Here is a 21,394-nt window from a genome sequence, read left to right on the forward strand (position 1 = left end):
TCAGACCTCCTCGACCATCGCGACGCCGGGCAGCGAAGCCAGCGCGCCCTTGACCTGCGGGTTGACCGGCCAAAGGCCCGGCAGCGCCATCTCGACCTCGCCGGGCAGCGCGTCGTCCAGCAGGCAGATGTGCAGCGGCCCGCGCCCACGGGGCCCATCCGTTCCGCCCAGGCGGGTCAGAAGGCCGGACAGGGCGGGCAAGGCGTCGCGCGTGTCCACGAAGACCCGAAGGCCCGCCTGCACCGCGGCGTCGACGACATCGTCCAGCGGGCGCACGTCCTTTGCGAGCAGCTTCAGCTGCTCCGCCTCCTGCGTGGCCTCGACCTGCAGGACGATCTTGCTGCCCGCGTCGAGCAGGTCGCGCTTGGCTTCCAGCAACTCGCTGAACACCATGAACTCGAAGTTGCCCGTCGTGTCGGACGCCTGCACGAAGGCGAAGCGATTGCCGCGGGCCGACTTGCGCTCCTGCCGGCCGGCCACGATGACGCCGATCTGCGCCACCATCGGCCCCTTCGCCGTCGCCTCCTGCACTTCGGCCAGGGTGAGGATCTTCTTGCGCGCCAGCGCGACCTTGTAGTCGTCCAGGGGGTGCCCGGAAAGATAGAAGCCGATGGCGGCGAACTCCTCCGCCAAACGTTCGGTGGGCAGCCATTCGTCCACCTCGGGCAGACGGGGCTCGCGCAGGTCGTCGCCCGCCTCGCCGAAAAGGCTGACCTGCGCGCTGCGCTTCTGGTCGTGGATGGCGGCGGAATAGCCCGTCAGCCGGTCCAAGCTGGCCAGCACCCGCGCCCGGTTCGGATCCAGCTGGTCGAACGCGCCCGAACGGGCCAGCATCTCCAGCGACCGCTTGCCCACCAGCTTCAGGTCCACGCGTCGGGCCAGGTCGAACAGGGTCGCGAAGGGCCGATCCGCCCGCCCCCCGACGATCAGCTCCATCGCCTCGACGCCCACGTTCTTCAACGCGCCCAGCCCATAGACCAACGCGCCGTCCCGCACCCCGAACCGCGCGCCCGACCGGTTCACGCAGGGCGGCACGACCTCCAGGCCCAGCCCACCCCGACCGCGCGGCTTTCGGACCTCCTCCGCATAGACAGCCAGCTTGTCGGTCAGGTGGATGTCGCTGTTCATGATGCCGGCCATGAACTCGACCGGATGGTTCGCCTTCAGCCAAGCGGTCTGATAGCTGACGACGGCATAGGCCGCGGCATGGGACTTGTTGAAGCCATAGTTGGCGAACTTGTCCAGCAGCGCCCAGACCTCGTTCGCCTTGTCCTTGCCCACCCCGTTTGCGGCGCAGCCATCCAGGAAGATCGGCTTCTGGGCGTCCATCTCCGCCTGGATCTTCTTGCCCATCGCGCGCCGCAGCAGGTCCGCGCCGCCCAGCGAATAGCCGGCCATCTTGCGCGCGATCTCCATCACCTGCTCCTGATAGACGATGATGCCCTGCGTCTCGTCCAGGATGTCGTCGATCAGGGGATGCAGCCGGTCGCGCGCGGACAGGCCGTTCTTGACCTCGCAGTACTTGGGGATGTTCTCCATCGGGCCGGGCCGGTACAGCGCCACCAGCGCCACGATGTCCTCGATGCAGGTGGGCTTCATGCGGCGCAGCGCGTCCATCATGCCCGTCGATTCCACCTGGAACACCGCGACCGTGCAGGCGGAGGCATAGACGCGGTACGCCCCCTCGTCGTCCAGGGGGATCGCGTTCACGTCGTTCAGCGTACCGTCCGCCGGCTCGTAGATGACCCGCCCGTCTGCGGCGACGTGCAGGTCGCGGCCCTGCGCGCGGATCAGATCCACGGCGTTCTGGATCTGCGTCAACGTCTTCAGGCCCAGGAAGTCGAACTTGACCAGGCCCGCCTTCTCGACCCACTTCATGTTGAACTGGGTGGCCGGCATGTCCGACCGGGGATCCTTGTAGATCGGGACGAGGCGGTCCAGCGGCCGGTCCCCGATGACCACGCCGGCCGCATGGGTGGACGCGTTGCGCAGCAATCCTTCCAGCTTCTCGGCATAGTCCATCAATCGACGTACCGGGTTGGTCCGCCCTTCGCGACGGTCCTGCTCCGTTTCGGCGGCGGCCTCGCGCAGGCGCGGCTCCTCCGCCATGGCCTTGGTGATGGAGACGGGCTTCACCCCCTCGACGGGGATCATCTTCGACAACTGGTCGCACTGGCCATAGGGCATGCCCAGGACGCGGCCCACGTCGCGCACGGCGGCCTTCGACAGCAGGCCGCCGAAGGTGATGATCTGACCGACCCTGTCGGCGCCGTACTTGTTCTGGACGTAGCGGATGACCTCCTCGCGGCGGTCCATGCAGAAGTCGATGTCGAAGTCGGGCATCGAGACGCGGTCGGGATTCAGGAACCGCTCGAACAGCAGGTTGTAGCGCAGGGGGTCCAGATCCGTGATCGTCAGCGCATAGGCGACCAGCGACCCCGCGCCCGACCCCCGACCGGGACCCACGGGAATGGACTGATCCTTGGCCCATTTGATGAAGTCGGCCACGATCAGGAAGTAGCCGGGGAACCCCATTCCCTCGATCACGCCCAACTCGTAATCCAGCCGCGTCTCGTACTCGGCGACCGGGGCGGCATGGGGGATCACGGCCAGCCGTGCCTTCAGCCCGTCCACCGACTGCCGCCGCAACTCCGCGACCTCGTCCTGGGCGAATCGGGGCAGGATCGGGTCGCGCCCATAGGCGGCGAAGGCGCAGCGGCGCGCGATCTCGACGGTGCTGTCCAGCGCCTCGGGCAGGTCGGCGAACAGGGTCGCCATCTCGGCCGGGGTCTTCAGATAGTGCTGCGCCGTCACGCGCCGCCGCGGCGCCTGCTGATCGACATACGCCCCCTCGGCGATGCACAGGAACGCGTCGTGCGCGGCATGCATCTCGGGTCGGTCGAAATACACGTCGTTCGTCGCGACCAGCGGGATGCCGCGGGCATAGGCTTCCTCCACGTGGAACCGCTCCGTCGGTTCGACTTCGCCGTGACGTTGCAGCTCGACATAGAGCCTGTCGCCGAAGATCGTCCCCAGGCGGTCCAGCAGCGCCCGCGCCTTCGCCTCCTGCCCGGCGGCCACCAGCCGTCCCACCGCGCCGTCCGGGCCGCCCGTCAGGCAGATCAGGCCGTCGCCGTGATCCGCCAGCTCGTCCAGCGTCACCTGCGGCTCCATGTCCGGGCGATGCATGTAGAGGGCGGTGTTCAGCCGCATCAGGTTCTCGTATCCGGCCTCGTCCTTGGCCAGCAGGACGACCGGGGCGGGACGGCGGGGCCGTTCGCCCGGCCGCGCGGGGTCGTGCATCACCGCGACCTGGCATCCCATGACCGGCTGCACGCCCGCCGCCTTCAGCCCGTTCGCGGCCTCCAGGGCGGCGAACATGTTGTTCGTGTCGGTGACCGCCACCGCGGGCATGCCCGCCCCGGCCACCAGGCGCGGCAGCGTCTTCAGGCGAATCGCGCCTTCCAGCAGGGAATATTCCGTATGCAGGCGCAGATGGACGAATCTGGGGGGCGTGGGCATGCGTTCGATATAGCGCGCCGGGAACGGGGGCAGAAGGCGGCCGGGGGCGATACGCGATCACGTTGCGCGACCGCCGCATCGGATGCCGGGACGCCCCGACCCTCAACCCACCAGCGAAAGGTACACCGCGTTCACCGCGACCCCGATCAGCAGGCTGCCGATCACGTACACGAAGGCCATCGACCAGCCGCAGGCCTTCAGCATCAGGCCGCGGTCCACGAACCGGAAGCGCAAGGCCCGCAATGCGGCGAAGCCCACCCAGATGTTCGCCGCATAGAGCGCGACCCCCAGCACCAGCAGAAGCGCGCCCACCATCTGCAATCCCAGCGTCACGGGCCCCAGCCAGACCGGATCGGCCATGTCCATGGGTAGGCGTCCCAGCGTGGAGCCCATGCCGCCGCCCATCGAACCGCCCGTGTTCGCCGCGACGTCCACGCCGACCGCCACCAGCGTTCCGGCATACAGATACACCTTCAGGTGCTCCGTCGTGGCTTCGATCATCTTCGCGAGTCGCATGGCGTCACACAAGCCTGGACGGCCGGGAAACGCAAAGCCTCGTGGCCTGCGACGCCGCGGCCCTTGCCAAAGCCCGCCGCCGGCCCGAGTATCCTTCAAACGCCGCCCCCCTACGCCGCATCGGGGGGATGTCCGGCGCAACCCCGGTATCGCGGCCTGCATTCCCATGGAGATAACGTTCCGCCTGAACGGCGACGACGTCACCGTCGCGACCGACGATCCGACCCTGACCCTGCTGGACTGGCTGCGCGAGGATCGCGGCCTTCGCGGCACCAAGGAAGGGTGCAACGAAGGCGATTGCGGCGCCTGTTCCGTCGTCGTCACGTCCCGGGACGGCGTGCGCGCGCTCAACGCGTGCATCCTGTTTCTGCCCCAGCTGCACGGCAAGGTCGTGCGCACCGTCGAGGGCATCGCCGCCCCCGATGGCACGCTGCACCCCGTCCAGGCCGCGATGGTGGAGCGTCATGGGTCGCAATGCGGCTTCTGCACCCCGGGGTTCGTCACGACGATGGCCGCGGCGCACCTAGCCGGGGCCACGGACCATGCCGACCAGGTCGCGGGCAACCTGTGCCGCTGCACCGGCTACGCCCCCATCCTGGCCGCCTGCGTCGATGCCGCGGAAGCCCCCGTTCCCGACCACATGCACGACGAGCCGCCCGCCACGCCGGCCATGGTGGGAACTGGCGCCTTCGCCCCCCGCGATGGGAACGATCTGGCGGAATGGTACGTCGATCACCCCGACGCCACGCTGGTCGCGGGCGCGACCGATGTGGGCCTTTGGGTGACCAAGCAGTTCCGCGACCTGGGCGACGTCGCCTTCCTCGCGGGATGCGAGGATCTGAAGGTCATCGAGCAGGATGCCGACGTCATCCGCATCGGCGCGATGGTGGACATGGAACGCCTGCGCCATGCGGTCGCGCCCCTGCACCCTCAATTCGCCGAGATGCTGCGCCGCTACGGGTCCGTGCAGGTGCGCAACGCGGCCACGGTCGGGGGCAACATCGCCAATGGCTCGCCCATCGGGGACAGCCCCCCGCCGCTGATCGCGCTGGGCGCGCGCCTGCACCTGCGCCGCGGCGGCGAACGTCGCGATATCGCCTTGGAGGACTTCTTCCTCGATTACGGGCGTCAGGACCGTCGACCGGGCGAGTTCGTCGAGGCCGTCACGATCCCGCGCCAGCCGGACCGCCTGCACGTCGCGAAGCTGTCGAAGCGGTTTGATCAGGACATCAGCGCCGTCTGCGGGGCGTTCAACCTGCCCACCACGGACGGCGTGCTGTCGGGCGTGCGCGTGGCCTTCGGCGGCATGGCCGGCGTGCCGAAGCGGGCCCGCGCGGTGGAGTCTGCGCTGGAAGGGCGGGCATTGACCGCCGACGTGCTGCGCGCCGCAGCCGACCGCTTCGCGGACGACTTCCAGCCCCTGTCGGACATGCGGGCCAGCGCGGCCTATCGCCTGGCAGCCTGCCGTGGGATGCTGATGCGCCTCGGCACCGGATCGGCCCGGTCCGTGATGGACCTGGACGCGGCGGGGGTCGCGCGATGACCGTCGCCAAGCCCCTCCCCCACGAAAGCGCCATCCTGCACGTGACGGGTGCCGCGCGTTATGCCGACGACGTCCCGGCGCCCGCGGGCTGCCTGCACCTCGCCTTCGGCGTGGCGGAGGTCGCGGCGGGCCGATTGTCCGCCCTGGACGTCGAAGCCGTCCGAACGGCACCCGGCGTGGTCGCCGTGATCACGCCGGACGACCTCGACCCCATGCCCGATTGCAGCCCCAGCCTGCACGACGAGCCGTTGCTCTGCACGGGCGACGTCCAATACGCCGGCCAACCCCTCTATCTGGTGATCGCGACCTCCCACCGCGCCGCGCGGCGCGCCGCCCGCCTGCACGTCGCGGAGGTGGAGGAGGCGCGGCCCATCCTGACCATCGACGATGCGCTGGAAGCGGAAGCCTGGTTCGACGGCGGTCCGCGCGTCTGGTCCGACGGCGACGTGGACGCGGCGTTGGCGAACGCGCCCCGCACCCTGTCCGGCACCATCGAGATCGGGGGCCAGGAACACTTCTACCTCGAAGGTCAGGCGGCCTTGGCCCTGCCGGGCGAGGACGGATCGTGCCACGTGATCACGTCCACGCAGCACCCGACGGAGATCCAGCACAAGGTCGCCGATGCCCTGGGCGTGCCGATGCACGCCGTCCGCTCGGAGGTCCGGCGCATGGGCGGCGGCTTCGGCGGCAAGGAAAGCCAGGGCAACGCGCTGGCCATCGCCTGCGCCGTGGCCGCCGACCGCACCGGCCGGGCCTGCCGGATGCGCTACGACCGGGACGACGACTTCGTCATAACGGGCAAGCGCCACGACTTCCGCATCGGCTACGACGTGGGTCACGACGACGACGGGCGCGTGCTGGGCGTCCGGTTCCGGCATTGGGTCCGATGCGGCTGGGCGCAGGACCTGTCGCTGCCCGTCGCCGACCGGGCGATGCTGCATGCCGACAATGCCTACGACATTCCCGCGATGCGGATCGAATCGTGGCGGTTGCGGACGAACACGCAGTCGGCCACCGCCTTCCGCGGCTTTGGCGGCCCGCAGGGGATGCTGGGGATCGAGCGCGTCCTCGATCACGTGGCGGACGCCGTCGGACGCGACCCGTTGGCGGTGCGACGGCTGAACTACTATCCCGATCGACGTCATGACGGACGTCACGACGTAGGGGGCGACGTACGGGGCGACGTCGTCCCCACCACCCATTACGGCCAGCCGGTTGACGATTTCTGCCTGGGCGCGCTGACCGACGCCTTGGCGGAACGCTGCGACTACGCCCACCGCCGCGACGCTATCCGCGCCGCGAACGCGGGGTCCGACCACATCCTGCGCGGCATCGCGCTGACCCCGGTGAAGTTCGGAATATCCTTTACGCTCACGCACTTGAACCAGGCCGGAGCACTGGTCCACGTCTATGCCGACGGCTCGATCCACCTCAATCACGGCGGCACGGAGATGGGCCAGGGCCTGCATTCCAAGGTGGCTCAGATCGCCGCTCACCGCTTCGGCTGCGACCCCGCCCGCATCCGCATCACCGCCACCGACACCGGCAAGGTCCCCAACACCTCCGCCACCGCCGCCTCCAGCGGCGCGGATCTAAATGGCATGGCGGTCGCAAATGCTTGTGACGAAATACGAAATCGGATCGGGGCGTTCCTGGCCGAACGGCACCAGACCACCCCCGACGCCGTCACCTTCGCGGACGATGCGGTCGCCGTCGGGGGTGCCGAATACCCCTTCCACGACGCCGACGCTCAGGCCTATGCCGCCCGCATATCATTGTCGGCCACGGGCTTCTACGCCACGCCCGACATCCGCTGGGACCGCGACAAGGGGCAGGGCCGACCATTCTACTACTACGCATACGGCGCATCGTGTTCGGAGGTCGCGGTCGACCGATTCACGGGCGAGTACCGCATCCTGCGGACCGACATCCTGCACGATGCGGGCAATTCCCTGAACCCCGCCCTGGACCGCGGCCAGATCGAGGGCGGCTTCGTGCAGGGCGCGGGCTGGCTGACCGTGGAGGAACTGGTCTGGGACGATCGCGGCCGCCTGCGCACCCACGCGCCCAGCACCTACAAGATCCCCTGCGCCTCCGACGTGCCGCCCGTGTTCAACGTCGATCTGTGGGACGGGTCGAACCGGCAGGACACGATCTATCGGTCCAAGGCCGTGGGCGAGCCGCCGTTCATGCACGGGATCGGGGTGTTCCTGGCCTTGTCGGATGCGGTGACGCAAAGGACGGGTCGATATGCTCATCTGGACGCCCCCGCCACGCCGGAACGGATGCTGCGGGCGCTGAACGGAACGTCATGAGCTTGGACGTCACGCGGCTCGCCCGCGCGCTGGACCGGCACGGCCCGGTCGCCCGTATCGTCGTGGCGCAGGCCCGGGGGTCCGTCCCCCGCGGCGCGGGCACCGAGATGCTGGTCTGGGACGGCGGCAGCGACGGCACGATCGGCGGAGGCGCCCTGGAATGGCGCGCGATGGCGATGGCGCGCGACGTGCTGCGCAGCGGCACCGCCCGCGTCGAGCGCTTGGCCCTCGGGCCCGCGTTGGGGCAGTGCTGCGGCGGATCGACCACCTTGGTGATCGAACGCCTCGATGCCGTGCCGCCCCTGCCCTGGGCACGGCGCCTGGAAGGGAACGCCCCCCCTCCGCCAGACGGAACGATCGGATGGCAGGACGGCTGGATGGTCGACGATGCGGCGCGACCCCATCGGCACGTCTGGATCTGGGGTGCGGGCCATGTCGGTCGGGCGATCGTGGACGTCCTGTCGCCGTTGCCGGGCTTCGCGGTGACCTGGATCGACATGGCGGCCGATCGGTTTCCCGAAGGGGACGCACCCGACCGCCTGATCGCCATCGATCCACCGCAGGCGATGCCCCACGCACCGGCGGACGCGGACCATCTGATCCTGACGCATAGCCACGATCTGGACTTCGGCCTGTGCCATGCCGCCCTGACACGGGGGTTCGGATCATGCGGCCTGATCGGATCGGCGACGAAATGGGCGCGCTTCCGCAAGCGCCTCGTCGCCATGGGACATTCCGTCGACGCCGTGGATCGGATCGCGTGTCCCATCGGTGACCCGAAACTGGGGAAGCATCCACAGGCCATTGCCGTCGGCGTCGTTCGGTGTCTATTGTCGGCCTGACGGCTATGTAAAACCGTCCTTGCGGAAATATAGCCGGCGATGCTGTTGTCGATCGAAGGCCTGACCAAGCGGTATCCCGGCGTCGTCGCGAACGACGACGTCTCGTTCCAGATCGCCGCCGGCAGCCTTCATGCGCTGTTGGGCGAGAACGGCGCCGGCAAGTCCACCTTGGTCAAGGCGGTCTACGGTCTCGTCCGGCCGGACGAGGGACGCATGCTCCTCGACGGCGAACCCTACGCCCCCGACGATCCACGGGCCGCGCGGGCCGCGGGCGTGACGATGGTGTTCCAGCATTTCTCGCTCTTCGATGCACTTACGGTGGCCGAGAACGTAGGTCTGGGCATGACCGAACGGGTCCGTCAGCGCGACCTGTCGGAGCGCATACGGACGGTATCGCGGGACTATGGCCTGCCACTGGATCCCGACGCGCGCGTCGGCGACCTGTCCGCGGGAGAACGCCAGCGGGTGGAGATCGTGCGTTGCCTGCTGCAGGACCCGCGTCTGCTGATCATGGACGAACCCACCAGCGTGCTGACCCCGCAGGAGGCGCAGATCCTGTTCGCGACTCTGCGCAAGCTGTCTGCGCACGGCACGGCGGTCCTGTACATCAGCCACAAGCTGGACGAGATCCGTGCCCTGTGCAGCCGCGCCACCATCCTGCGTGGTGGGCGCTTGGTGGACGAATGCGACCCGCGCACGACGTCGTCACGCGAACTGGCGGAGCGCATGGTCGGTGGTACGCTCGCCACGCCGCAGCTGCGCAAGCGCGACGTCGGTGCCACGGCGCTGGCGGTCGACGTGCTCGACCAGCCGCCCGCCAGCCCGTTCGGCGTCGCGCTGCGTGCCGTGTCGTTCGAGGTCCGCGCGGGGGAGGTCCTGGGCGTCGGTGGCGTCGCGGGCAACGGTCAGGACGAATTGCTGTCGATCCTGTCGGGCGAGGTCCGCAGCCGCATCGGGTGCGTCCGGTTGGGCGATCGCGACGTGTCGCGCCTGGGTCCCACGGCGCGCCGCACCCTGGGTCTGTCCACCGCGCCAGAGGAAAGGTTGGGCCACGCCGCCGCCCCCGACATGACCCTGACCGAGAACACGATCGTCACGGGCGCGCGACGCATGGGGCTGGTCCGGGGCGGGCTGATCGACTGGAAGCGGGCGGCGATCGCCGCGGCCGGGGTGATCCGGTCCTTCGACGTCCGCACGTCCGGCCCCCATGCCGCCGCGCGCAGCCTGTCCGGGGGCAACCTCCAGAAGTTCGTCGTCGGTCGGGAGATCGCGCAGAAGCCGGACGTCTTCGCCGTCAACCAGCCCACCTGGGGGGTCGACGCCGCGGCGGCCGCCGCCATACGGCAGGCTCTGGTCGACTTGGCAGCGCAAGGGACCGCGGTGGTCGTAATCAGCCAGGATCTCGACGAGTTGCTCGAAGTATCCGATCGTTTCGTCGCGCTGAACGAGGGGCGGTTGTCCGACCCCGTCCCCACCGCCGAGCTGACGGTGGAACGGATCGGCCTGATGCTGGGCGGCGCTGCGGGCGGGCCGATGCCCGAGGCGGCCGTCGCGTGATCGTGCTGGAACGTCGCCCTGCGCCGTCCACCGCATGGCAGGGCCTGTCGCCCGTCCTGGCCGTCGCGCTGACGCTGGTGGCGGGGGGCCTGATGTTCGCCGCACTGGGCAACGACCCGTTCGCGGCGCTGCGGGCCATCTTTTGGGACCCCCTGTTCGGCGAATTCGCCTTCTTCTTTCGTGGTCAACTTCTGATCAAGGCAGCCCCCCTGATCCTGATCGCGGTCGGACTGGCCCTGGGCTTCCGGGCAGGCGTCTGGAACATCGGCGCGGAGGGTCAGTATATCGTGGGTGCCCTGGCGGGCGCGGCGGCGGGGCTGGCTTTCTATCCCGCCGACTCGCGGCTGATCCTTCCCATGATGATCGCCGCGGGCGCCGCGGGCGGCATCGCGTGGGCGATGATTCCCGCATTGCTGCGCGTCCGCTTCGGCACCAACGAGATCCTTGTATCGCTGATGCTGGTTTATGTGGCGGAGAACCTGTTGGCTTCGGCCGCCGTGGGATGGCTGCGCAACCCCGACGCGGTGGGCTTCCCCGGTTCGCGTGACCTGTCGCGTTGGGGCAGCAGCGCGAACCCCGAACTGATCGCCGGGACCGGCGCGCATTGGGGCGTGGCGGCTGCGCTGTTCGCCGTCGTCGCAGCACATGTCCTGCTGACCCGCCACATCACCGGGTTCCACATCCGCCTGACCGGGGCGGCCCCGCGGGCTGCGGCCTTCGCGGGCGTGAACGGAGGACGGCTGATCGTCTTCTGCTTCGCCGTGTCGGGGGGCCTGGCAGGCATGGCAGGTCTGTTCGAGGTGACGGGTCCCGCCGGGCAGATCAGCATCGACTTCGCATCCGGATACGGGTTCACCGCGATCATCGTCGCGTTCCTGGGTCGGCTGCACCCGATCGGCATCCTGCTCGCGGGACTGCTGATGGCGCTCACCTACGTGGGAGGCGACAACGCCGCGACATCGTTGGGCCTGCCGGTGGCCGCGATCTCGGCGTTCCAGGGGATGCTGCTGTTCTTCCTCCTGGCCGTGGACGTGCTGACGCATTTCCGCCTGCGCTGGCGTCCCAGGGGGGTCGCCGCGTGACCGGTACCGGATCCATCGGACGGGCGGTGCCATGAACGGCATCGACCCCGCCCTGCTGATTGCCGCCTTGATGGTGGCGTCCACACCCATCCTGCTGGCTGCGTTGGGTGAAATGGTGGTCGAGCGTGCCGGCGTCCTCAACCTGGGCGTCGAGGGCATGATGATCGTCGGTGCCGTCAGCGGTTTCATCGCAGCCTATGGCGCAGGCAACGCTTGGGCAGGGTTCGGTGCGGCGATCCTGGCGGGCGCCGCCCTGGCCCTGATCTTCGGCGTCCTGACGCAGGGGTTGGTCAGCAACCAAGTCGCCACCGGCTTGGCCTTGACGCTGTTCGGCCTGGGGTTGGCATCGCTGCTGGGGCAGGGCTGGGTCGGCCTGAAGGGCCCCGGCCTGGGGCGAATGGACCTGGGTCCGCTGGCGGACCTTCCGTTCCTGGGCAGGGCTGTGTTCCGGCACGACCTGGTGGTGTACCTGTCGCTCGGGCTGGTCATCGTCCTGAACCTGTTCCTGTTCCGCAGCCGCGCGGGGTTGGTGCTGCGCTCGGTGGGCGAAAACGCGGCGTCGGCCCATGCGTTGGGATACCCCGTGCGCGCCATCCGACTGGCCGCCATCGGCTTCGGCGGGGCCTGTGCAGGGCTGGGCGGGGCGTATCTGTCGATCGTCCGCGTTCCGCAATGGAGCGACGGGATGACCGCCGGGGCGGGATGGATCGCGCTCGCCATCGTCGTCTTCGGTGCGTGGCGTCCGGGGCGGGTCCTGGTCGGTGCCTATCTGTTCGGCGGGATATCGGTCCTGCAGCTGAACCTCCAGGCGGCGGGGGCCGAGCTGCCCATCGAGCTCCTGTCTGCGTCGCCCTACCTTGTCACGATCCTCGTGCTCGTGCTGATATCCCGCCGGCGCCATCGCGGCGGCGAGGCCCCGGCCGATCTGGGGCGACCCTTTCACGCATCCGCATGACCCCAAGAAACAGACGCAACGGGAGACGACATATGACCTCGAAGACTATCCTATCGACCGTACTTGCCCTGGGCCTGGCCGGCTCCGCCCTCGCCGACGGGCACGAGCCGGTAAAGGTCGGCTTCGTCTATGTCGGCCCGATCGGCGACGGCGGATGGACGTATCAGCACGACCAGGGCCGCTTGGCCGTGGAGGAGGAATTCGGCGATGCCGTCGAAACCGTGTACCAGGAACTGGTCCCCGAAGGTGCCGACGCCGAACGGGTCATCACGCAGATGGCGCTGCAGGGCGCCGACCTGATCTTCACCACGTCGTTCGGATACGGACCCGCGACCAATGCCGTCGCCGCCAGGTTCCCGGACGTGAAGTTCGAACACGCGACCGGCTTCATGCGGGAACATCCGAACGTCAGCACCTACGACGCCCGCTTCTACGAGGGACGGGCCGTCACGGGCCACATCGCCGGCAACCTGACGGAAACGAACAAGATCGGCTACATCGCGTCCTTCCCCATTCCGGAGGTGATCCAGGGAATCAACTCGTCGTTCTTGCACGCGCAGAAGGTCAACCCGGACGTCGAGATGGTCGTCACCTGGGTCTATACCTGGTTCGATCCCTCGAAGGAGGCGGACGCCGCGCGGGCCATGATAGACCAGGGGGTCGACGTCATCCTGCAGCACACCGACTCGACCGCACCCCAATCTGCCGCCGAGGAGGCGAACGCCAACGGGGGACGGGTCTTCACCTTCGGCCAGGCGTCGGACATGGCCGAGTTCAAGCCGACGCCGCGCGTGGCCAGCATCATCGACGAATGGTCCCCCTACTACATCGAACGCGTGCAGGCGGTGATCGACGGCACCTGGGAGCAGACGGCCCATTGGGGAGGCATGCCGGAAGGCGAGGTCGTCATCGGCGAGATCACGGACGCCGTCCCGGCAGAGGTCAAGGCGGAAGCCGAGGACATGGTCGCGCGGATCACCGAGGGCGAGTACCACCCCTTCACCGGGCCCATCAACCGGCAGGACGGCACCCCATGGCTGGCCGAGGGCGAGGTCGCCGACGACGCGACCTTGGCGACGATGGACTTCTACGTCGAAGGTGTGACGGGACAGATCCCCAATTGATCATCCGTCAGGCCCGGTCGCCCTGTGAGGGCGGTCGGGCCGACCCCGTCGGCATGCCGTACGGGAAAAACCGCCGATCCCATCGCCGATCCCATCCATGATGCTTGAGCGGCGCCCCGTCCCCGTGTGACAAGGGCGCCGACCGGGCCGCCCGGCCCCCAGCCGAGGCAGAACGCTGCATGCGCTACATCGGAACCGTCCAGGCCGTGTCGTGTCGGGATACCCACGCACTCAGGACGGTCGGTGTGCGATGACACGAGTCCATACGGGCACGATGACACTGGCCGCCGCGTCGGACGGAACCATGACCGCCCCCGCGGCGGAGCGTAACCTGATCCCCATCATGGACGCGCTGGTTCCCGAACTGCCGGAGCGTGGTGCGTTCCTGGAACTGGGATCGGGTACGGGGCAGCATGTCCAGGCCCTGGCCGCCGCCGCGCCGCATATGACGTTCCATCCGACCGATCCGGAACCGGACCGACGTGCGGCGATCGATGCGCGATGCCACGATCTGCCGAACGTGCGGCCAGCCCGTGACCTAGATGCCGGCGTGCCCCGTTGGGCGGACGGCCTGCGAGCTCAGGCGATCTATGCTGCGAACGTCTTGCACCTGATCTCGGATGCGGAATTGGCCGTATTGCTGGATGAGGCCGCGAAGGCGTTGGATCGGGGCGGTCTTCTGGCATTCTACGGTCCGTTCCTGCGCGACGGCGGCCCCGTCAGCCCATCGGACGATGCCTTCGATGCTGCCCTACGCGAACAGGATCCCGCCATCGGCTTGAAGGACGTGGCCATGGTCGAAACCGTCCTAGGTACGCTCGGCCTGTCCGTGCGACGAGTTCCGATGCCGGCGAACAACCTCCTGGTGTTGGCCCGTCACGATCCGAGACCTTAGATTCTTACGAGGGAAATGGACGCCGTCTGCCCATCCAGAGAGTCGCACCGATCGAAGTCCGCGCGCCGTGCGATCCGCGATCGGAGGAGACGACCGATGATGGCCATCCCGGATCATGAACCTGTCGGGATCGACGCAGACGGAGGATACGTCACCCCGGGACGACCCGTTCCAGCGCGCCGCCGATTCCAGGACCGGTTTGCGTCGCCCTCGTCCGCCGGCGGACTTTCTGGTCGCGCAATAGGTCGCCCGCGCGTGAACCGGCCGGTCCGGAACGACTACCTCACGCTGCCATTCCACAGCCGGCGACCGTCGGGACGTTTACATATCCGAATACACGATCCCGGGATGGCGATCGGTCGGACCGAATGCATGACGCAGTCCGCAGCGGTTCTCGACGAACGCATCATAACCCGAACGGGAGGACCCAAGCCCAGTCGATCCGCGTTTCGAGGCAGGAAACCGGTCGCCCATCGGGGTCGGCGACCAGACGCGTGATGCAATCGAATGCCTCCCGCGGGGGCGCATGCCCCTGATCCAGGGCATCCGCTGCCGCCGTTCGGTTCAAGTTCGCCACCAGGATCGTCCGACGCCCCCATGGTCCCGGGTGACGAAGGACCACGATGTCCGTATCGCCCATGCACCGCGACCGGCACTTTCGGGCGATGCGTGGGACATGCTCCATCCCCTGCCAGCGACGCAGCAGGACGACGCGCAGAGGCGGACCATGCACGTCCGGAACGACCGACATGCCGGGTATTCGGTCGGCCAGCGTGGGAGCGCCGTCTCCAACGATCGAAACGGCGTGCGAGGAGACGGGACGCATCGTCCAGGCGGCCATGGCAAACAGGATGACCCCGACCCCCATCGCCGTCAGGGCAGCATCACGTGTCCGCACGGATACGAGCGTTCGATGGATCATGAGGTGAGTCGATCGTCACCTCCGCCGGCCATAGATCGCGTTGCATCCGTACCTGCAGGCGGGTCCCCGGGTTCGCCAGGTCGGGGCGGACGTAACCCATTCCGATCGACTTTCCGAACGTAACCGAATGACCGCCGGAGGTCAGCCTGCCGACCCGTGTGCCCGCTGCGTCGTACAGTGCCTCCCGCCCCCAGGGGTCAGCGTCGGAGGGACCGTCGATCAGCAGGGTGACGCACTTCGAGCGAATGCCATGGGCCCGCATCGCGTCCTTGCCTAGGAAGTCCTTCGACGGATCCACGAATCTATCGAGTCCGGCCTCCAGGGGCGTGGCGTCCCGGCCCAGTTCGGTGCCGAAGGCACGGTACGACTTCTCCTGTCGGAGCCAGTTCTGCGCGCGTGCGCCGACCAGGGACAGGCCATGTACCTCGCCGGCCTCCATCAATCGATCGAACAGATAGTTCTGCATCTCCATCGGGTGATGCAGTTCCCACCCCAGCTCGCCGGTATAGGCCACGCGGATTGCGTTCACCGGACACATCAGCAACTCGATCCGACGTTGCGACAGCCAGGGAAACCGCTCGTTCGACAGGGCCGTATCGGGATCCGCATCGCGGATCAGATCGGCGAGGATGGCGCGACTGTTGGGGCCGGCCAGGGCGAAGACCCCATGCGCCCCGGTGCAATCGTCCAGGTGCATCGGGCCGAACCGTTCGACGTTGTCGTTCACGGCCTTGGTCAGATAGTCGCTGTCGTAGGCCTGCCAGGCCCCGGCGGAAATCAGATAGAACAGATCCTCGGCCAGTCGGACGATCGTGTACTCGGTCCGTGTCGTGCCAGTCGGCGTCAACGCATAGGTCAGATTGATGCGCCCGACCTTCGGCAGCCTGTTCGTCGTGAACCAATCGAGGAACGCAGCCGCCCCCGGCCCTCGCAGCTTGTGCTTGGTGAAGGCGGTCGCATCGATCAGCCCGGCCCGTTCGCGAATAGCCGTCGCTTCGTCCCGCGTATGTCGCCACCATGCACCGCGACGAAAGCTGCGGGACGTCAGGTCGAAGTCAGCCGCGGCGCCCGGCGCGAAGTAGTTCGGCCGCTCCCACCCGTTCACGCACCCGAACTGTGCACCTGCGTCCTTCATGCGGTCGTAACAGGGGGCGGTCTTCAGGGGGCGTGCGGCGGGACGTTCCTCGTCCGGATGATGCAGGACGAAGACGTGGTCGTAGCATTCCTCGTTCTTGCGACAGGCGTATTCCGTCGTGATCCAGTCGCCGTAGCGTCGGGGATCCAACGACGCCATGTCGATCTCGGCCTCCCCCGCCGTGATCATCTGCGCGAGATAGTGCCCCGTCCCACCGGCTGCGGTGATGCCAAAGCTGAACCCCTCCGCTAGCCACATGTTTCGAAGCCCCGGCGCGGGACCGACCAATGGATTCCCGTCCGGGGTATAGCAGATGGGACCGTTGAAATCGTCCTTCAGACCCGCATGCTCGGAGGACGGTATGCGGTGGATGAACGACATGTATTCCTCCTCGATCCGATCGAGGTCGAGGGGAAACAAATCGGCGCGAAAGCCGTCGGGTACACCATAGGGGAAGCGTGCGGGCGCATTCTGCTCGTATGGGCCGAGGATCCAGCCGCCTCGTTCCTCGCGGACGTACCACTTGGCGTCGGCATCGCGCAGTACGGGATGTTCCGGATTGTCCCAGCGCCATTCCAACAGCGCCGGGTCGGGCTCCGTTACGACATACTGGTGCTCCACCACGACTGCGGGGATCTTGATCCCGAGCAGCCGTGCGGTGCGCTGGGCATGGTTGCCGGTGGCGGTCACGACGTGATGCGCACGCACGATCGCCTGCTCCGACGTGGGAACGAGGTTGCCGCCTCGATCGGCCATCTTGGTGCAGGTCACCTCCCAATCGTTACCAGTCCAACGATACCCATCGACCTGCCATTTGCGTTCGATCGTCACCCCGCACTGACGGGCACCCTTCGCCATCGCCATCGTGACGTCGGCCGGATTAATGTATCCATCCGTGGGGTGGAGGATCGCACCCTTCAAATCCTCGGTCCAAACCAAAGGATAGCGGTCCTTGATCTGCGCGGGGGTGAGCCATTCGTGTGGAATGCCGATCGTTTCGGCGGTGGCGGCGTAGAGCGCGTACTCGTCCATGCGATCGTCGGTCTGGGCCATGCGCAGGTTTCCCACGACGCTGAACCCCGGGTTCAATCCGGTTTCGGCTTCCAGGGCCTTGTAGAATTCGACCGATCGCGCGTGGATGTGACTCGTCGCATAGGACATGTTGAACAACGGCAGTAGGCCGGCGGCATGCCAAGTCGAACCTGCCGTCAGTTCGTCCCGTTCCAGCAACAGGACATCACCCAAGCCCGCCTTACCCAGGTGATACGCGATGCTGGTTCCAACGGCCCCGCCGCCCACGACCAAAGCGTCGACATGGGTCTTCATCGCAGATCCCCTTCAGTGTCCGCGACAGGATCGTGCAATGGATGGGGGTATTAGGACAGGTCGGGCGCGACAGGCTGCGGGAAGAATACGACCTTGGGTACGGCAGTCCCTCGTTGCTCGGCATGGCGCAACCGATGGGGCGATAGCTCCATCCGACGATCATCGCCATGATACGGATCTATACGAGCTGCCGATTTCGCAGCGGTCAGCATGTAATGCCAGAACGTAAGGGCGTTCTTCGAAGATCGAGCGTCTGCCACGACCACGCAGCAATTATTTCTTCTCCGCAAGCTCCACATACCGAACTGACCTGCTTCGTACGCCTATACGCACAACAAATCCGTAACGAGACCCCGTTTTATCGAACGAACTGGTCTCGCACGTTTGAGGAAAAGACAAATGACTAGAGGCCGGATGTGACTAAACACATATCACGCGTCATTCTGCTGACTGTCCGCAGCACAATCGTTCGTCGCGTACAGACGGTTAGCGATGGAATCGCTATCGCCTACTGCTGTCGGCGTAATCAAAACTATGAGTTGGTTGCGGGGGTAGGATTTGAACCTACGACCTTCAGGTTATGAGCCTGACGAGCTACCGGGCTGCTCCACCCCGCGACAGTTCCGTTCGTCACGGAATTTGCATCGCCATAGAGATACACGACCGGACCCTTCCTAGGTTTGGCGATGACCTACTCTCCCACGCCTTAAGACGCAGTACCATCGGCGCAACGGCACTTAACGACCGAGTTCGAGATGGGATCGGGTGTTTTGCTCGCGCTATGATCACCAAACCGAGGAAAGGTCCGAACATCCAAGTCAAGCACACGCGGCGTATGCTTCGTCCACCGGAAGAACCTGCCTTCCACTGGATCGGGTCAAGCCTATCGGACAATTAGTACCGGTCAACTGAGCCGCTCACACGGCTTACATCTCCGGCCTATCGACGTGGTGGTCTACCACGGTCCTCAGGGATACCTTGTTTCGAGGGGGGCTTCCCGCTTAGATGCCTTCAGCGGTTATCCTATCCGGACATAGCTACCCTGCACTGCCGTTGGCACGACAACAGGTCCACCAGTGGTCCGTTCACCCCGGTCCTCTCGTACTAGGGGCAACTCCTCTCAAGTATCCTACACCCACGGCAGATAGGGACCGAACTGTCTCACGACGTTCTAAACCCAGCTCACGTACCTCTTTAAACGGCGAACAGCCGTACCCTTGGGACCTGCTCCAGCCCCAGGATGAGATGAGCCGACATCGAGGTGCCAAACGGTGCCGTCGATATGGACTCTTGGGCACCATCAGCCTGTTATCCCCGGCGTACCTTTTATCCGTTGAGCGATGGCCCTCCCACTTGGGACCACCGGATCACTATGGCCGTCTTTCGACTCTGCTCGACTTGTCAGTCTCGCAGTCAGGCTGGCTTATGCCATTGCACTCAACGAGCGATGTCCGACCGCTCTGAGCCAACCTTCGCGCGCCTCCGTTACGATTTAGGAGGCGACCGCCCCAGTCAAACTACCCGCCACAGAGGGTTCCGGAACCGGATCACGGTCCGCGGTTAGACATCAAGCGAAGCAAGGGTGGTATCTCAAGGGTGGCTCCACGAGGACTGGCGTCCCCGCTTCGAAGCCTACCACCTATCCTGCACATGCTTGGCCTGATGCCAGTCTGAAGCTGTAGTAAAGGTGCACGGGGTCTTTCCGTCTAACCGCGGGTAGCCTGCATCTTGACAGGCAATTCAATTTCGCTGAGTCGATGTTGGAGACAGCGGGGAAGTCGTTACGCCATTCGTGCAGGTCGGAACTTACCCGACAAGGAATTTCGCTACCTTAGGACCGTTATAGTTACGGCCGCCGTTTACCGGGGCTTCAATTCAGAGCTTGCACTCCTCCTTTTAACCTTCCGGCACCGGGCAGGCGTCAGACCCTATACGTCGTCTTGCGACTTCGCAGAGCCCTGTGTTTTTAGTAAACAGTCGCCACCCCCTGGTTTGTGCCCCCAGCCACTAGTTGCCTAGAAACTGGGCCTCCTTCTCGCGAACTTACGGAGGTATTTTGCCGAGTTCCTTCAACATCGTTCTCTCAAGCGCCTTGGTATTCTCTACCAGTCCACCTGTGTTGGTTTAGGGTACGATCTCACGTAGGGCTATTTCCAGGAACCGCTCAGCCGCCCGACCAATCCGATAAGGTCGAACGACACTTGCAATCCGTCACGTCCTACTGGCTCAGGAATATTAACCTGATTCCCATCGACTACGCCTTTCGGCCTCGCCTTAGGGGTCGGCTCACCCTGCTCAGATTAGCTTTAAGCAGGAACCCTTGGACTTTCGGCGACAGGGTCTCTCACCCTGTTTGTCGCTACTCATGTCATCATTCTCGCTAGTGATCTCTCCACCGGATGGCTCACGCCCCGGCTTCATCGAAAACGCCGCGCCTCCGACGCACCCGAAGGTACGCAAGAGGCAAAGCGTTGTGTCACACTACGCTCCGCTACCATGCCTTACGGCATCCTCGGCTTCGGCTCATGGCTTGAGCCCCGTTACATCTTCGCCGCAGGACAACTTGTTTAGACCAGTGAGCTGTTACGCTATCTTTAAAGGATGGCTGCTTCTAAGCCAACCTCCTGGTTGTTTTGGTCGTCCCACCTGCTTTCCCACTTAGCCATGAATTGGGGGCCTTAGCCGGAGGTCAGGGTTGTTTCCCTCTCGACGACGGACGTTAGCATCCGCCGTCTGTCTGCCATCTAGTACTCCCGGGTATTCGGAGTTTGGTTAGGATCAGTAAGCCTGTGGGGCCCCATTACCCATCCAGTGCTCTACCCCCCGGGGTATTCAGATGACGCTCTACCTAAATAGATTTCGCGGAGAACCAGCTATCTCCGAGTTTGATTGGCCTTTCACCCCTAGGCACAACTCATCCCGACCTTTTTCAACAGGTGTGGGTTCGGTCCTCCAGTTGGTGTTACCCAACCTTCAACCTGGTCATGCCTAGATCACTCGGTTTCGGGTCTGATCCCACGAACTAAGTCGCCCTATTAAGACTCGCTTTCGCTGCGCCTACACCTATCGGCTTAAGCTTGCTCGTGAGACCAAGTCGATGACCCATTATACAAAAGGTACGCCGTCAGCTCGTAAGGAGCCTCCGACTGCTTGTAGGCGTTCGGTTTCAGGTACTGTTTCACTCCCCTCGTCGGGGTGCTTTTCACCTTTCCCTCACGGTACTGGTTCGCTATCGGTCAGTAAGGAGTACTTAGCCTTCGAGGGTGGTCCCCCGATCTTCAGACAGGATTTCACGTGTCCCGCCCTACTTGATATATCCGATCATGCTTCTCATACGGGGCTATCACCCGCTCTGGCCCAGCTTCCCAACTGGTTCTGACCACAATCACGGCTTGGCTGGTCCCCGTTCGCTCGCCGCTACTAGGGGAGTATCAGTTGATTTCCTTTCCTCCGGGTACTTAGATGTTTCAATTCCCCGGGTTTGCTTTCTAAACCCTATGTATTCAGGTAAAGAATACCTGGTTCAGCATCCTGTCGACTGCATGTGCAGACAACAGGGTACTGTCAGGTGGGTTGCCCCATTCGGAAATTCGCGGGTCAAAGCCTATTCTCGGCTCACCGCGACTTATCGCAGAGTATCACGTCCTTCATCGCCTCTTA

At 65.7% G+C, this 21,394-nt stretch carries 11 protein-coding genes, 1 tRNA gene and 2 rRNA genes (1 of these 14 cut by a window edge); 8 read left to right on the forward strand and 6 right to left on the reverse strand.

Annotated features, from left to right (window positions below; genetic code table 11):
- Positions 1-3,522, reverse strand: a complete 3,522-nt coding sequence (gene dnaE / locus P0084_RS06520; protein WP_308916016.1) for a DNA polymerase III subunit alpha — start codon at positions 3,520-3,522, stop codon at positions 1-3.
- A 102-nt stretch (positions 3,523-3,624) separates the two neighbouring features.
- On the reverse strand, positions 3,625-4,038 hold the full coding sequence (locus P0084_RS06525) for a hypothetical protein (RefSeq protein WP_308916017.1): 414 nt from the start codon (positions 4,036-4,038) through the stop codon (positions 3,625-3,627).
- A gap of 166 nt (positions 4,039-4,204) precedes the next feature.
- On the opposite strand from P0084_RS06525, the gene xdhA reads away from it, so the two are divergent.
- The 8 genes from xdhA to P0084_RS06565 all read left to right on the forward strand — a co-directional run bounded on the left by xdhA (position 4,205) and on the right by P0084_RS06565 (position 14,351).
- Positions 4,205-5,581 carry a xanthine dehydrogenase small subunit gene (gene xdhA / locus P0084_RS06530; protein WP_308916018.1) on the forward strand — a complete coding sequence of 459 codons (1,377 nt, stop codon included), beginning with the start codon at positions 4,205-4,207 and terminating at the stop codon, positions 5,579-5,581.
- Entirely contained in the window at positions 5,578-7,896 is a 2,319-nt protein-coding gene (xdhB, locus tag P0084_RS06535) for a xanthine dehydrogenase molybdopterin binding subunit (protein WP_308916019.1), read from the forward strand. Before xdhA ends, xdhB begins: the two co-directional genes overlap by 4 nt.
- Positions 7,893-8,738, forward strand: a complete 846-nt coding sequence (gene xdhC / locus P0084_RS06540) for a xanthine dehydrogenase accessory protein XdhC (RefSeq protein ID WP_308916020.1) — start codon at positions 7,893-7,895, stop codon at positions 8,736-8,738. Before xdhB ends, xdhC begins: the two co-directional genes overlap by 4 nt.
- 39 nt (positions 8,739-8,777) lie before the next feature.
- Positions 8,778-10,295, forward strand: a complete 1,518-nt coding sequence (locus P0084_RS06545; protein ID WP_308916021.1) for an ABC transporter ATP-binding protein — start codon at positions 8,778-8,780, stop codon at positions 10,293-10,295.
- Entirely contained in the window at positions 10,292-11,377 is a 1,086-nt protein-coding gene (locus P0084_RS06550; protein WP_308916022.1) for an ABC transporter permease, read from the forward strand. Before P0084_RS06545 ends, P0084_RS06550 begins: the two co-directional genes overlap by 4 nt.
- A gap of 31 nt (positions 11,378-11,408) precedes the next feature.
- The gene (locus P0084_RS06555) at positions 11,409-12,332 is read left to right on the forward strand and encodes an ABC transporter permease (RefSeq protein WP_308916023.1); all 924 of its coding nucleotides are present in this window, start codon (positions 11,409-11,411) and stop codon (positions 12,330-12,332) included.
- 32 nt (positions 12,333-12,364) lie between these two features.
- Positions 12,365-13,456 (forward strand): BMP family ABC transporter substrate-binding protein, encoded by a 1,092-nt coding sequence (locus P0084_RS06560; RefSeq protein ID WP_308916024.1) that lies wholly within the window; start codon positions 12,365-12,367, stop codon positions 13,454-13,456.
- A gap of 274 nt (positions 13,457-13,730) precedes the next feature.
- Complete coding sequence (locus tag P0084_RS06565) at positions 13,731-14,351, forward strand: DUF938 domain-containing protein (protein WP_308916025.1); 621 nt, start codon at positions 13,731-13,733, stop codon at positions 14,349-14,351.
- 884 nt (positions 14,352-15,235) lie between these two features.
- On the opposite strand, the gene P0084_RS06570 is transcribed toward P0084_RS06565, so the two are convergent.
- The 4 genes from P0084_RS06570 to P0084_RS06585 all read right to left on the reverse strand — a co-directional run.
- The gene (locus P0084_RS06570) at positions 15,236-17,734 is read right to left on the reverse strand and encodes a GcvT family protein (protein WP_308916026.1); all 2,499 of its coding nucleotides are present in this window, start codon (positions 17,732-17,734) and stop codon (positions 15,236-15,238) included.
- 540 nt (positions 17,735-18,274) lie between these two features.
- Positions 18,275-18,351 (reverse strand) — tRNA-Met (locus P0084_RS06575).
- Between the two features lie 61 nt (positions 18,352-18,412).
- Positions 18,413-18,527, reverse strand: a 5S ribosomal RNA gene (gene rrf / locus P0084_RS06580).
- An 80-nt stretch (positions 18,528-18,607) separates the two neighbouring features.
- Positions 18,608-21,394: ribosomal RNA gene (locus P0084_RS06585) — 23S ribosomal RNA — on the reverse strand (it continues 40 nt past the right edge of the window).

The organism is Jannaschia maritima, assembly GCF_030973515.1.
GTDB lineage: Bacteria > Pseudomonadota > Alphaproteobacteria > Rhodobacterales > Rhodobacteraceae > Jannaschia > Jannaschia maritima.

Coding starts and splice junctions, on each gene's coding strand:
- dnaE (WP_308916016.1), bottom strand. CDS start 3,522: ATGCCCACGCCCCCCAGATTCGTCCATCTGCGCCTGCATACGGAATAT.
- P0084_RS06525 (WP_308916017.1), bottom strand. CDS start 4,038: ATGCGACTCGCGAAGATGATCGAAGCCACGACGGAGCACCTGAAGGTG.
- xdhA (WP_308916018.1), top strand. CDS start 4,205: ATGGAGATAACGTTCCGCCTGAACGGCGACGACGTCACCGTCGCGACC.
- xdhB (WP_308916019.1), top strand. CDS start 5,578: ATGACCGTCGCCAAGCCCCTCCCCCACGAAAGCGCCATCCTGCACGTG.
- xdhC (WP_308916020.1), top strand. CDS start 7,893: ATGAGCTTGGACGTCACGCGGCTCGCCCGCGCGCTGGACCGGCACGGC.
- P0084_RS06545 (WP_308916021.1), top strand. CDS start 8,778: ATGCTGTTGTCGATCGAAGGCCTGACCAAGCGGTATCCCGGCGTCGTC.
- P0084_RS06555 (WP_308916023.1), top strand. CDS start 11,409: ATGAACGGCATCGACCCCGCCCTGCTGATTGCCGCCTTGATGGTGGCG.
- P0084_RS06560 (WP_308916024.1), top strand. CDS start 12,365: ATGACCTCGAAGACTATCCTATCGACCGTACTTGCCCTGGGCCTGGCC.
- P0084_RS06565 (WP_308916025.1), top strand. CDS start 13,731: ATGACACTGGCCGCCGCGTCGGACGGAACCATGACCGCCCCCGCGGCG.
- P0084_RS06570 (WP_308916026.1), bottom strand. CDS start 17,734: ATGAAGACCCATGTCGACGCTTTGGTCGTGGGCGGCGGGGCCGTTGGA.